Here is a 12227-nt window from a genome sequence, read left to right on the forward strand (position 1 = left end):
TCATGGCAGCTCACTGCCAAGTGACTGGGGCCGAGCCGGGCTTCGGGCACAGCATCTCGCACTCGCACCGGCGCACCAAGCGCAGGTTCGACCCGAACATTCAGAAGAAGCGCTACTGGGTTCCGTCCCTGCGCCGCAATGTAACGCTGCAGGTTTCCGCCCGCGGCATCAAGACCATCGACGTCCGCGGTATCGACGCCGTCGTCGCTGAGATCCAGGCTCGGGGAGTGAAGCTCTAATGGCAAAGGACAAAGACGTACGTCCGATCATCAAGCTGAAGTCCACGGCCGGCACCGGTTACACCTACGTAACCCGCAAGAACCGCCGTAATGACCCGGACCGCATGGTTCTGATGAAGTACGACCCCAAGATTCGCAAGCACGTCGAATTCCGAGAGGAGCGCTAAACACATGGCTAAGAAGTCAAAGATTGCTCGCAACGAGCAGCGCAAGGTCATTGTTGAGCGCTACGCGGCCAAGCGCCTCGAGCTCAAGAAGACGCTTGTTGACGAAAACGCAACCGACGAGGCTCGTGAGGCTGCACGCCTCGGCCTGCAGAAGCTGCCCCGCAACGCTTCACCGGTGCGCCTGCGCAACCGCGACCAGATCGACGGGCGCCCCCGCGGCACCCTCCAGAAGTTCGGTATCTCGCGCGTTCGTTTCCGCGAGATGGCACACCGCGGCGAGCTGCCCGGCGTGACCAAGTCCAGCTGGTAAATATTCCGGCTTGACGCAGTGAAAATCAGGACGGCGACCACATGGTCGCCGTCCTGATTTTCCTTAAGCGGTGGAGACGGCGTGGTCGGTCTTCGGACGCCATATCCTCTCCAACAGGCCCATATTCCGCCACATCACGGGCAAAAACGCCCATTTCTGCGGGAGATCGCGGTTGAAGCTGGTAGGTTTTCCTCCAGAAGCTTCGCCAGACGGTGAGGTTCTGAATAATCCGCACAAGTCCAGGAGGACATACATTGGCTAAGAAAGAGACCAAGAACCGCAGCGAACTGGTGGCCGAGGTAGCAGCAAAGGCTGACACCAGCCAGACTGCCGTGAACAGCGTGCTCGACGCCCTGTTCGACGTTCTCGCTTCCTCTGCCAAGAACGACGTCAAGGTCACCATCCCGGGCTGGCTGGCAGTCGAGCGCACCGAGCGTGCAGCTCGCACCGGTCGCAACCCCCAGACGGGCGAGACCATCGAGATCGCAGCAGGCAGCAGCGTCAAGCTGACCGCAGGCTCCAAGCTCAAGGCTGCCGTCAAGTAGCCCAGCAGAATTCAGGGACTGCCACCACGCGGTGGCAGTCCCTGTTTCGTTTAACTGTTCTGCGAAACCGAGCCTGTGAGCGGGCTTCGTGCGGCGGAGCACGTTAGTTGGCCGTTGTTCTACTGCGGGTAGACAATGGAAGGCGTGGCCACAACAACCAACCAGTCGAAACCCGGTAACACCGCCACCGGGCAGTCCGGGGTCCAGCCGGGCTGGCTGATCGCTGCCGGCATCGCCCTCTTGACCGCGGTGGTGCTGGCACTCGCCTTCTCCGGCGCCGCAGCACCCCGGCAGCTGAGCGACCCGGGATCACTCACGCGGTGGGGGCTACCCCTGTCGAAAGCCGTGCACAATATCTCGGTGGCCGCCGTGATCGGATCTCTTGCCTTCGCGGTGGTGATCCTGCCGAGGCAGGTACGCTCGCGCGGCGGATCCAACGGCGCCGGTTCCTCCGAATCCACCGCGGTACCGGACGAGTCTCCGGCCTTCTCCAGGGTCATGTCGCTTGCGTCGTGGGCCGCGGTTGCCTGGACCCTTTCAGCCCTTGCCGTGCTGGTGCTGACGTACTCCGACGCATCCGGCCTTCCCTTGAGCGGCGAACCGGCCTACACCCAGGGGCTCGCGTCCTACCTCACAGACTTCGACACCGGTCGTGCCTGGCTTTCCACCACGATGATTGCCGCCGTCGTTGCCACCATGACGTTCGGCGCCCGTTCCAGCCTGTGGCTTGCCCTCACGCTGGTCCTGTCGCTCGGTGGGCTGCTCCCGATGGCACTGATCGGCCACTCTGCCAGCGGGGACGACCACAACGCCGCCGTGAACTCCATCCTGCTTCACCTGGTCGGGGTCTGCCTCTGGGTGGGCGGCATCGTGGTCCTCGCCATCATCGGCGGAAAGCTGGGAACCCAGACGACGGCCGTGCTGAAGCGATTCTCTGCGCTCGCCGGGTTCGCATTCGCGCTGGTCTTCCTCTCGGGCATCATCAACGCAAGCCTCCGGATCGGAAGCCTTTCACAACTGGGTTCCGAGTGGGGCCTGCTGGTGACCTTCAAGGCCATCGCAACCATCCTCCTCGGTGGTATCGGCCTGATGCACCGGCAGTGGATCATTCCGCAGCTCGATACCAACATGTCCGCGCGCCGGGTTCTCTGGCAGCTCATCGCCGTCGAACTGGCCATCATGGGCGCTGTATCGGGAGTCGCCGTTGCGCTGGCGCGGACCGCGCCTCCGCGTTCCGAGGATCTGCAGCCCGATGCCACGCCGGCGCGCATCCTCACCGGCTATGAGTTGCCTCCGGAGCCGACGGCGATGCGCTGGCTCACCGAATGGCGCCCCGACTGGCTCTGGATCGCCTTCACCCTCACGGTCGCGGCAGCGTACATCCTGGGCGTTGTGAAGCTGCGCCGCCGGGGTGACTCCTGGCCCGTACTCAGGCTCATTTCCTGGTTCATCGGACTGATCGCACTCACCTACTTCACCTCCGGGGCTCCGGCGATCTACGGCATGGTGCTGTTCAGCGCGCACATGATCGACCACATGGCGCTGACCATGGTTGTGCCGCTGTTCCTGGTGATCGGCGCACCGGTCACCCTGGCCCTGAAGGCATTGACGCCCCGCAGGGACGGCAGCCGGGGCATCCGCGAGTGGATACTCGTGATCGTCCACTCGAAGTTCTCGGCGCTGGTGACGCACCCGCTGTTCGCCGCTGCCAACTTCGCCGGGTCGATCGTGATCTTCTACTACTCGCCGCTGTTCGGCTTCGCGCTGCGTGAGCACGTGGGGCACGAGCTGATGATCCTCCACTTCCTCCTCACCGGGTACATCTTCGTACTGACGATGATCGGCACCGACCCCGTGCCGCGGCGTGCGCCTTTCCCGTTGCGGCTGCTGCTGCTCTTCGCCACCATGGCCTTCCACGCGTTCTTCGGCGTGGCCCTGACCGGCAGCACCTCCCTGCTGCAGGCCTCCTACTTCGGCAACATGGGCCGGGAGTGGGGGCCGTCAGCCCTTGAGGACCAGCAGATCGGTGGTGCAGTGACCTGGGGCATCGGAGAGGTTCCAACGCTCCTGCTCGCCATCGGCGTCGCGGTGATGTGGTCCCGCAGCGATGCGCGGGAGTCGCGGCGCAAGGACCGTGCCGCGGACCGGAATAACGACGCCGAGCTCTCTGCTTATAACAACATGTTCGCCTCGCTGGCCGAACGGGAGGGGACCCGGCCTGCGACGCGTCGCCCTTCATCCGAAACTCCCGCAGGACAGCGCTCAACCCCACCAGGAGATCCTGAATGACCGAAACCTCGCTCCGCGTCGGCTACCGCGTCCGCGCGTCAGAACTCGTCGGGCGGAACTGGCTCAACACCGGGGGCAAGCAGCTGACGCTTGAGGACCTGCGGGGGAAGATCGTCCTCCTCGACTTCTGGACGTTCTGCTGCATCAATTGCCTGCACGTCCTCGACGAGCTGCGACCGCTCGAAGCGAAGTACTCCGACGTCTTCGTCACGGTAGGCGTACACTCGCCCAAGTTCGAGCATGAGGCTGATCCGGTTGCCCTCGCCGCAGCGGTGGAGCGGTACGAGATTCACCACCCGGTCCTCGACGATCCCGAGCTCGATACCTGGCAGGCCTACACGGCGCGGGCCTGGCCGACCCTGGTTGTTATCGACCCCGAGGGTTACATCGTGGCGCATCTCTCCGGTGAGGGCCACGCGGCCGGCCTCGAATCACTCGTCGAGGAACTGGTCGCCGAGCACGAGGCGAAGGGCACGCTGCACCGCGGTGACGGCCCCTACGTGCCCGCCGAGCCCACCGCCGGCAACCTGCGTTTCCCGGGCAAGGTGCTTGCGCTGCCTACAACCAATACGTTCCTCGTGGGGGACAGCGGCCACCACCGCCTCGTCGAGCTCGAGGCTGACCTTGAGACCGTGCGGCGCACCATCGGCTCAGGCACCAGGGGCTTCGCCGATGGCGGCCCGGACGAGGCGCAGTTCAATGAACCGCAGGGTCTGGCCCTCCTCCCGGCGCCGATAGCGCGCCGGGTAGGGTACGACGTCGTCATCGCTGACACTGTGAACCACCGCTTGCGGGGGGTGGCACTGGAAACCGGTGCGGTGCGCACTGTCGCGGGCAACGGCGTCCAGCGGCTGCTCGATGCCGGTAACCAGGTCAAAGCGCGGCCGGTGGAGTTGCAGGAGGTCTCCCATGACCTGGGGGGAGACGCCGAGGACATCCCCGAGGATGCAGCGCCGCGACTGGAGGACACGTTCCTCGGTACGGACGCCCTCAACATCTCCCTCTCCTCGCCGTGGGACATCATCTGGTCGACCGCCCTGGAGCGGATTGTCGTAGCCATGGCCGGGACGCACCAGATCTTCACCTTCGACCCGCTGACCGGCGCCGTGGACATCCTCGCCGGCACCGGCCTGGAGGGCCTGCTCGACGGCGATTCCACCGCTGCCTGGTTCGCGCAGTCCTCCGGCCTGGCCGAGGACGCACACGGGAACATCTGGGTTGCCGATTCCGAAACGTCTGCCTTGCGCGTGCTGAGCTTCCTCACTGTCAACGGCAGGAGCCGCACGCAGGTGCAGTCGGCGATCGGTACGGGGCTTTTCGACTTCGGGTTCCGGGACGGTGAGGCCGAACAGGCGCGTCTTCAGCATCCGCTGGGTGTGACCGCGTTGCCGGACGGATCCATTGCCATCGCCGACACCTACAACGGCGCAATCCGTCGGTATGACCCCTCAACGAGGCAGGTCTCGACCCTCCTGCGGGGACTGGCGGAGCCCTCCGATGTGCTGGTGGACCAGGCACCGGTGGAGTCGGGCGGCGAGCCGTTGCTCATCGTCGTCGAGGCGAACAAGCATCAGCTGGTCCGGGCGCCGATCCCCAAGGAAGCTCTCGCAGTGGATGAGGGTGCCTCGCAGACGCAGCGGCCCAAGACAGCGGTGGCCACGGGAGAGTTCGGCGTGACCGTGCGGTTCAGCGCGCCGAAGGGCCAGAAGCTGGATGACCGCTGGGGTGACCCGACGCAGCTCAAGATCTCATCGTCGCCGGAATCACTTCTGGTCTCGGGTGGTGGAACCGGCGTCGGGCTGCAGCGGCAGCTCGTCCTCTCAGACGAGGTATCCGAGGGCGTTCTGCACATCACCGCGCGGGCGGCGGCCTGTGACGGTGAGCCCGGCGGCGAAATACCGGACCACGCAGCTTGCCACCTGTACCAGCAGGATTGGGGCATTCCGGTCACTCTCGGCGCCGGCGGTGAAACGGAACTTACGCTGGACCTGCGCGGCCTCGACTAGACGGCGCTAGTACTCTACGACCGGGGTTACCGTGATGCCCTCGTCGGTGACGGCGAGGCGCGCGGTGAACCCGTATTCCTGGGGGACGGTGACCGGTTCGATGACCCCGGTGAACAGGTCCTGCAGGCTGGTCTCGAGCTGAACGGTTCCTGTGAGCGGGGCGATAACCCAGTCGCCGTTGAACGGTTCGATGCGGACTTCCGGGTACTCGGTGATGGACCACTTGATGGGCCCGGCCACCCGGCGTTCGGTCTCGAAACCGAAGGGGCAGTTGGCCGGCTGGAACACGGTCTGCTTGGCACAGTCGTCGAGGAACGTCTTCAATTGCGCCGTGACGGCATCGGTCAGCGCCGGGGTTGCCGCCGTTGCGAGGTTGAGACCGGCCGGTGCTTGCTGGCGGTCGGTGACGGCGACGGTCTGGGCGGGCGCGGCAAAATACTCGCTCGTGTAGTGGGCCTCCACCTCGGCCGGATAGAAGGCAGCAAACCGGTTGCGGCCCTCAGGCATCAGCACGCGGGTGCCGTTGAGCGTGGCATCGTTCTGGTTGATCACCGACACCTCGAGCATGGGTAGCGTCGAGGGCACAAACTCCCAGCGATCGAAGAAAAGCCACTCCGTGCCGGTCTTCTCCAGCTGGAAAGCGGTGGCGTGTGCGGCGTCATCAATCGTGTAGTTGACGTCCACCTCCACGCGATTCTCTCCCGCCGCCTGTGGCTCGCCGACCTGCACATTTTCGACGCCCTGCGCTGCCCGTTGCAGGGCCGGACCGTCCAGAAGCGCTGCATTCGTTGAGTCCGGAACGGAGGCGTTGAGCAGTCCCAGCGCCCGCTCTCCCTCGCCCTGACGCAGCGCCTCCAAATAGCTTTCGACCTGCTGGTGAGGACCGTATACCCGGGTATTGACGAGCATCACGGTTGCAATTGCCGCCACGATCGCCAGCATGAGCCCAAGCAGCCAGGCGGCCAGGACTCGGATCAGGCGGGACGAATGCACCCTCTTACGTTACCCAATGGCAGTGCCAGACCTACCAACGACGACGTCGGCGCTTCCGCTGCGTCCCGAAAAGCCCACGGACCAGCTCTACGCCGATGGTGCCGGCGGCCTTGAGGGCGAAGTCCATCACCTCGTTCGTCTCATGCTGTTTTCTGCCTGCAGGCGGGGCATGCCAACCGCCGTCGGGAGCCTGCTGCCCGGCACGCGGCGCCGGGCGTTCAGCACGGGCAGTTGGCGGCCGGCTGCTGGGCCGGCCCAGGATCTCCTCCTCAATACGGCGCGCCTCGGCGTCGATCTCCGCCTGACTGGGCATGCGCCCGCCCGCGGGTGATGACGGCGTCGGCGTCGTCGTCGTGGGTCGCGCTTCCGGACTGTCTTGTGGAGCGGAGAGCTTCTCGAACGCGGAATGGCTGTCGATAGGCGTGCCGTAATCGCCGAGGAGTGGCGAGTTCTTCACGATGTCCTCCACGACGCCTGCGGGCGAGGGCCCCATGACGGACTGTGGAGTGAATATCCGCGTCCAGGCCACCGGGGTGGGCGCGCCCGATTCGTTCATGACGGTGACCACGGCCTCCCCGATGCCGGCGGTTGTCAGTACCTCTTCGAGATCGTAGGGGCTCATCGGGAAGGTGGAGACGGTGGACTTGAGGGCTTTCGCGTCATCCGGTGTGAACGCCCGCAGGGCATGCTGAACCCGGTTTGCGAGCTGGCCCAATACCTCCGCGGGCACGTCCCGTGGGGTTTGGGTGACGAAGAAGATCCCGACGCCCTTGGAGCGAATGAGGCGCACGGTGGTGTGGATGGACTGCAGGAACGCTTTCGAGGCACCGTTGAACAGCAGGTGAGCTTCATCGAGGAAGAACACCAATTTGGGCTTCTCGACGTCCCCGACCTCCGGAAGATCGGCGAAGAGGTCTGCGACAAGCCACATCAGGAACGTGGAGAAGAGTTGCGGCTTCTGCTGGAGCGTGGGCAGTTCCAGGCAACTGATGATGCCGCGACCTTCCGCGTCCGTGCGCAGGAGATCAGCAGTGTCGAATTCCGGTTCACCGAAGAAGCGGTCCATGCCCTGCGCCTCCAGAGTGACAAGCCCGCGGAGGATAACGCCCGCAGTTGCCTTCGAGAGCCCCCCAAGCTGGTCCAGAGCGCTCTCACCCTCATCGGATACAAGGAATGCGATGACGGCGCGAAGGTCCGCGAGGTTGAGAAGCTCAAGGCCGGCCTTGTCGGCGTAATGGAACACCAGTTGCAGGCTGGACTCCTGCGTTTCATTCAGGTCGAGGACGCGCGCAAGCAGCAGGGGACCGAAGTCGGAGATGGTTGCCCGGATAGGAACGCCGGTGCCGTCACCACCAAGGGAGAAGTATTCCACCGGGAAATTTCCGGGAGTCCACATTTGGCCGACCGACTGGGTCCGCCGAAGGAGCTTGTCGCTCCCCGTGCCCGGCGTCGACAACCCGGTGAGATCCCCCTTGATGTCGGCAAGGAAGACGGGCACTCCGTTGGTGCTGAGCTGTTCAGCAAGGACCTGGAGAGTGATCGTTTTTCCGGTCCCTGTGGCACCGGAGACGAGCCCGTGACGGTTCATCATGGCCAGCGGCAGACGCACCGCCGCCTCCGGGTGGACAGTACCGTCGACGATGGCCGCGCCGAGCTGCACTGCCGGGCCCTCGAAGGTATAGCCGGCCGCGATCTTCTCTGCGTGCTCCGCGGTCGATGCCTGCGTGTTTGCTGCCTCTTTGCTCGCCATAGCCTCAGGCTACAACCACTCTCAGGCACCGGCGCCGGCACAGGCAGGAATCTCCGCGACACGAAGCGACGCCGGCACCCTGGTGAGTGCCGGCGTCGTCAGTCAAGCGGTGAATATGGCGTGCGTCAGCTCACCGCCCGGTGGCTTCCGCCTCCGCCACCGTTGCCTGTACTCGTAGTGCTGTGTTCGTGGTCCGCATCGCGGGCGCTGGCGATCTCCTCGGCGCGTTCCTCATTGGCCTCTGCAGTCAGTGCCGCACCCGCCTCTGCATCGCGGGTGAGGTTCTCGCCTGTCTCGGGATCGAACAGGTGCAGCTTGCGGGTATCAAGCCAGATCTCTGACTCACGGCCGCCTCGGATCCGGCTCGCCGCGTCCAGCGTAACCACGACCTGTGGCCGCAGTTCGTCGGCGTCCATGTCCCGGGCAAGGTTGTTCAGCAGTTCACGGACCTCGGGGGAGGGGTCGAAGTTGATGTAGCCGTACTGCTCGTTGCCGAGCCACTCAGTGTGAGTGAGCGTGGCTTTGAACGTCGAGCCGTGCGGCTTCTTCGCCTCGTCGACGAGTTTGGCGTCCTCGAAGAACTCCGGACGGACCCCAACCAGCACGACCTTGCGGCCGGCTGCCTTGGCTGCACGGTCGGCAGGGATGTCCAGTGCACCCAGCGATGTCTGGAGCTTGCCGTTCTCTATGGTCGCGGGAAGGAAGTTCATCGACGGGGAACCGATGAAGCCGGCCACGAAGAGGTTGACCGGCTGTTCATACAGCTCACGAGGCGATGCAATCTGCTGCAGCTCGCCCTTCTTCAGCACCGCAACGCGGTCGCCGAGGGTCATCGCCTCGGTCTGGTCGTGGGTGACGTACACGGACGTTGTGCCGAGCCGACGCTGCATCTGCGAAATTTCTGACCGCATCTGTCCGCGCAGCTTCGCGTCGAGGTTCGATAGCGGCTCGTCGAAGAGGAACGCGTCTGCCTGCCGCACGATTGCCCGGCCCATGGCAACACGCTGCCGCTGGCCGCCGGAGAGGTTCGCCGGCTTGCGCTGCAGGTGGTCGGTCAGTTCAAGCGTTGCCGCGGCTTCCGTGACGAGCCGCTGCACTTCCTCCTCACTGTGCCGGCCCTTGGCCAGACGGAGGGGGAACGCAATGTTCTCAAAGACCGTCAGGTGCGGGTAGAGCGCATAGTTCTGGAACACCATCGCGAGGTTCCGATCACGCGGCGCCTTCGAATTGACCCGTTCGCCATTGATGTAGAGGTCACCCGAGGTGATGTCCTCGAGCCCCACGATCATGCGCAGGAGGGTGGACTTGCCGCAGCCCGACGGGCCCACCAGGATGATGAACTCGCCGTCCTCGATATCGATGCTGATGTCGTTGACAGCGGGGAACCCGTCCCCGTACTGCTTGACGAGGTTCTTGAGCGTTATAGAAGCCATGTTCTGGATCCTCTTCCTTCGGTTCTCAACCCTTGACTGCGCCCTGGGTCAGGCCTGAAACGATCTGCCGCTGGAACAGGAGTACCAGCAGTACAACCGGAATGGTGACGATGATTGCCGCCGCTGAAATTGCGCCGGTGGGGGACTCGAACTGCGAAGCCCCTGTGAAGAACGCCAGCGCCGCAGGCACGGGCCGCGCCGCTTCCGTTGACGTCAGCGAGATGCCGTAGACAAAGTCGTTCCAGGCGATGAAGAAGGCGATGATCGCCGTCGTGAACACACCCGGTGCAGCGAGCGGAACGATCGCCTTGCGGAACGCCTGCCACGTCGTTGCCCCGTCCACCTGGGCAGCCTGCTCCAGCTCCCACGGAATCTGCCGGAAGAACGCAGCGAGGGTCCAGATGGAAATTGGGAGGGTGAGTGACAGGTACGGAATGATCAGGCCGAGCCAGGTGTCGTACAGGCCGATATTGCGCCACAGGTTGAACAGCGGTGTCACGATGGAGATAACCGGGAAAATCGAAACGGCCAGCGCCGTCGTAAGAATCAGTTTCTTCCCGGGGAAATCAAGACGGGCAATCGCGTAGGCACACAGCGTCGCCAGCACGACGGCGATGAAAGTTGCGATCAGCGAGATCCCGATCGAGTTCCACAGCGCGGTGAGGAAGAGGCCCTGCGCATCGCCCACCAGGATCTGCTCGTAGTTGGCCAGCGTTGCCAGTCCCGGGGTGGGAAGGAAGCGCCCGTTGGTCAGATCTCCCGGAGACTTGAACGAGGTGGCCAGAATCGATGCCACAGGGAACAGTGCGTAGACCAGCACCGCGATCGAGATGATGGTCCATACAAGCTTTTGACGGCCGGTCGACTTCATCGCTTTCCTCCTGTTGATCCGGCGAGGTCCACCTTGAAGACCTTGATGGCAATGAAGCTGATCAAGAGAACGCAGGCGAAGAGAAGGACGGACACTGCCGAGCCCAGCCCGATCTCCAGCCGGCTGATGGACGTTCGATAGGCAAGGAGCGAGAGCACCTCAGTGCCGTATTGGCCGTTGGTCATGATGAACACGTTGTCGAATATTCGGAAGGCATCGAGGGCCCGGAAGAGGACCGCGACCATGATCGCTGCCTTCATGTTCGGGATGATGACCTTGCGCATCTGCTCCCACCAGGTGGCGCCGTCGACCTTCGCGGCCTCGGTCAGCTCATCCGGAACCTGCGCGAGGCCGGCCAGGAGGAGGAGCGAGATGAACGGGGTCGTCTTCCAGATTTCCGAGGCCATGATGACCGGAAGGGCGGTGCTCGCCTGTGCGAACCAGTTCAGGTCCGCATCGATGCCCGGCACCCAGTCGAACCAGGCGTTGACGTAGCCCGAGCTGATGTCGAACGCGTAGAACCAGGCATACGCGGAGACAACAGTGATGATGCCGTAGGGAACCAGGATGGCCGTGCGGAGCCAGCCCCGTACTGCCTTCAGCGCCCGGTGCATCACCAGGGCCAGGGCGAAACCGAGGACGAGTTCAACGGCGACAGTCACCACAGTGATCAGAAGCGTCACGACGAGGTCCCGCCACCAGACCGGATCGCTCAGGATGGTCACGTAATTCTGGAAGAAGATGAACTCGCGCTCATCGGGGGCGGTCAGGCGGAACGCGTAGAGGGAGTCGAAGAACGCCTGAAGAATCGGATACAGCGTGACCGCGAGCATGATGATGAATGCCGGGCCTGCAAGGATCCAGCCGAGGCGCCGCTCAGCCTTGGCCCTGTCGCTGTAATCGTTGTTGCGGTTGCGGCCATTTGTTTTCATGGCCTCGGGGTTCTTGGTGATCGCGCTGGTCACAACAGCCTCTCCCCTTTCAGGACGGAGGTGATGAAGTCTGCCGATTGCTCTGGCGTTGTTTCCGGATCAACCTGTTCCGGTGGCGTCCAGGTCTGCTGCAGGCCGCTGGAAATCTCGTTGTAGAACGGTGTCTGCGGGCGAGGGGCCGCAAGCTCCAGTGATTCGCGGATGGTCTCCGCCATCGGGAACAGCTCCTCGATCTGGGGGTCCTCGTAGGCCTCCGAGTTTGAGGGAGGGTTACCGTTTGTCAGGAAGTACTCGGTCTGGTTCTCCGGCTTCACGATGCACTCGATCGCCTGGTAGGCCAGATCGGGAGCGTCGCTGCCGGCGCCCACGCCGAGGTTGATGCCTCCGAGCGGTGGAGCGGCTTCCTGGTCTTCGGTGACCCGCGGATAGAGTGCCCACCCGATGTCATCGAGCACTGACTGGTCAAGGGATCCTTCCTCGACAGCACCCTGGGTGGCCGGCCAGACGAAGGGGTAATTGACCATGAAGGAACCGGTATCGCCCTGGAAGAGAATCAGCGAAGTGTTCTCGGTCGACGTTGCGATACCTGGGCCGCCCAGGCCCTCCTCGCCGATCGTACCGATGATTCGCGCGGCTTCCTGACCGGCGTCGCTCGCGATGCCCAGTTCTATCTCGTCAGCGGGAGCCTCCGG

General features: G+C 64.0%; 12 protein-coding genes. 6 read left to right on the forward strand and 6 right to left on the reverse strand.

The window, feature by feature from the left end:
- The first annotated feature begins 2 nt into the window (after nucleotides 1-2).
- From rpmB to RIF85_RS11785, 6 genes are all read left to right on the forward strand, one after another.
- Nucleotides 3-239, forward strand: coding sequence for a 50S ribosomal protein L28 (gene rpmB, locus RIF85_RS11760; protein WP_026545364.1), 237 nt, complete (start codon nucleotides 3-5; stop codon nucleotides 237-239).
- Nucleotides 239-406 carry a 50S ribosomal protein L33 gene (rpmG, locus tag RIF85_RS11765; RefSeq protein WP_019481734.1) on the forward strand — a complete coding sequence of 56 codons (168 nt, stop codon included), beginning with the start codon at nucleotides 239-241 and terminating at the stop codon, nucleotides 404-406. The genes rpmB and rpmG overlap by 1 nt, the downstream gene beginning before the upstream one ends.
- A gap of 4 nt (nucleotides 407-410) precedes the next feature.
- Nucleotides 411-716 (forward strand): 30S ribosomal protein S14, encoded by a 306-nt coding sequence (gene rpsN / locus RIF85_RS11770; protein ID WP_309072093.1) that lies wholly within the window; start codon nucleotides 411-413, stop codon nucleotides 714-716.
- 254 nt (nucleotides 717-970) lie between these two features.
- Complete coding sequence (locus tag RIF85_RS11775; protein ID WP_056544463.1) at nucleotides 971-1261, forward strand: HU family DNA-binding protein; 291 nt, start codon at nucleotides 971-973, stop codon at nucleotides 1259-1261.
- Nucleotides 1262-1396: 135 nt separating this feature from the next.
- Entirely contained in the window at nucleotides 1397-3550 is a 2154-nt protein-coding gene (locus tag RIF85_RS11780) for a cytochrome c oxidase assembly protein (RefSeq protein WP_375164843.1), read from the forward strand.
- Nucleotides 3547-5556 (forward strand): NHL domain-containing thioredoxin family protein, encoded by a 2010-nt coding sequence (locus RIF85_RS11785; protein WP_309072095.1) that lies wholly within the window; start codon nucleotides 3547-3549, stop codon nucleotides 5554-5556. Before RIF85_RS11780 ends, RIF85_RS11785 begins: the two co-directional genes overlap by 4 nt.
- A 6-nt stretch (nucleotides 5557-5562) precedes the next feature.
- On the opposite strand, the gene RIF85_RS11790 is transcribed toward RIF85_RS11785, so the two are convergent.
- The 6 genes from RIF85_RS11790 to RIF85_RS11815 form a co-directional block, all read right to left on the reverse strand.
- Nucleotides 5563-6549 carry a hypothetical protein gene (locus RIF85_RS11790; RefSeq protein WP_309072096.1) on the reverse strand — a complete coding sequence of 329 codons (987 nt, stop codon included), beginning with the start codon at nucleotides 6547-6549 and terminating at the stop codon, nucleotides 5563-5565.
- A 31-nt stretch (nucleotides 6550-6580) separates the two neighbouring features.
- Nucleotides 6581-8299 carry a helicase HerA-like domain-containing protein gene (locus tag RIF85_RS11795; RefSeq protein WP_309072097.1) on the reverse strand — a complete coding sequence of 573 codons (1719 nt, stop codon included), beginning with the start codon at nucleotides 8297-8299 and terminating at the stop codon, nucleotides 6581-6583.
- A 125-nt stretch (nucleotides 8300-8424) separates the two neighbouring features.
- Complete coding sequence (locus tag RIF85_RS11800; protein WP_309072098.1) at nucleotides 8425-9732, reverse strand: sn-glycerol-3-phosphate ABC transporter ATP-binding protein UgpC; 1308 nt, start codon at nucleotides 9730-9732, stop codon at nucleotides 8425-8427.
- A gap of 25 nt (nucleotides 9733-9757) precedes the next feature.
- Nucleotides 9758-10603: a carbohydrate ABC transporter permease gene (locus RIF85_RS11805; protein ID WP_309072099.1), complete on the reverse strand. Its 846-nt coding sequence runs from the start codon at nucleotides 10601-10603 to the stop codon at nucleotides 9758-9760.
- On the reverse strand, nucleotides 10600-11535 hold the full coding sequence (locus tag RIF85_RS11810) for a sugar ABC transporter permease (protein WP_309072101.1): 936 nt from the start codon (nucleotides 11533-11535) through the stop codon (nucleotides 10600-10602). The genes RIF85_RS11805 and RIF85_RS11810 overlap by 4 nt, the downstream gene beginning before the upstream one ends.
- A 29-nt stretch (nucleotides 11536-11564) precedes the next feature.
- Nucleotides 11565-12227: extracellular solute-binding protein (locus RIF85_RS11815; protein ID WP_309072100.1), on the reverse strand; the 663-nt coding region annotated here is incomplete at its 5' end.

Origin of the sequence: Arthrobacter sp. (assembly GCF_031179385.1) — a bacterium.
GTDB lineage: Bacteria > Actinomycetota > Actinomycetes > Actinomycetales > Micrococcaceae > Arthrobacter_D.

Coding starts and splice junctions, on each gene's coding strand:
- RIF85_RS11810 (WP_309072101.1), bottom strand. CDS start 11,535: ATGAAAACAAATGGCCGCAACCGCAACAACGATTACAGCGACAGGGCC.
- RIF85_RS11805 (WP_309072099.1), bottom strand. CDS start 10,603: ATGAAGTCGACCGGCCGTCAAAAGCTTGTATGGACCATCATCTCGATC.
- rpmG (WP_019481734.1), top strand. CDS start 239: ATGGCAAAGGACAAAGACGTACGTCCGATCATCAAGCTGAAGTCCACG.
- rpmB (WP_026545364.1), top strand. CDS start 3: ATGGCAGCTCACTGCCAAGTGACTGGGGCCGAGCCGGGCTTCGGGCAC.
- RIF85_RS11795 (WP_309072097.1), bottom strand. CDS start 8,299: ATGGCGAGCAAAGAGGCAGCAAACACGCAGGCATCGACCGCGGAGCAC.
- RIF85_RS11785 (WP_309072095.1), top strand. CDS start 3,547: ATGACCGAAACCTCGCTCCGCGTCGGCTACCGCGTCCGCGCGTCAGAA.
- rpsN (WP_309072093.1), top strand. CDS start 411: ATGGCTAAGAAGTCAAAGATTGCTCGCAACGAGCAGCGCAAGGTCATT.
- RIF85_RS11800 (WP_309072098.1), bottom strand. CDS start 9,732: ATGGCTTCTATAACGCTCAAGAACCTCGTCAAGCAGTACGGGGACGGG.
- RIF85_RS11780 (WP_375164843.1), top strand. CDS start 1,397: ATGGAAGGCGTGGCCACAACAACCAACCAGTCGAAACCCGGTAACACC.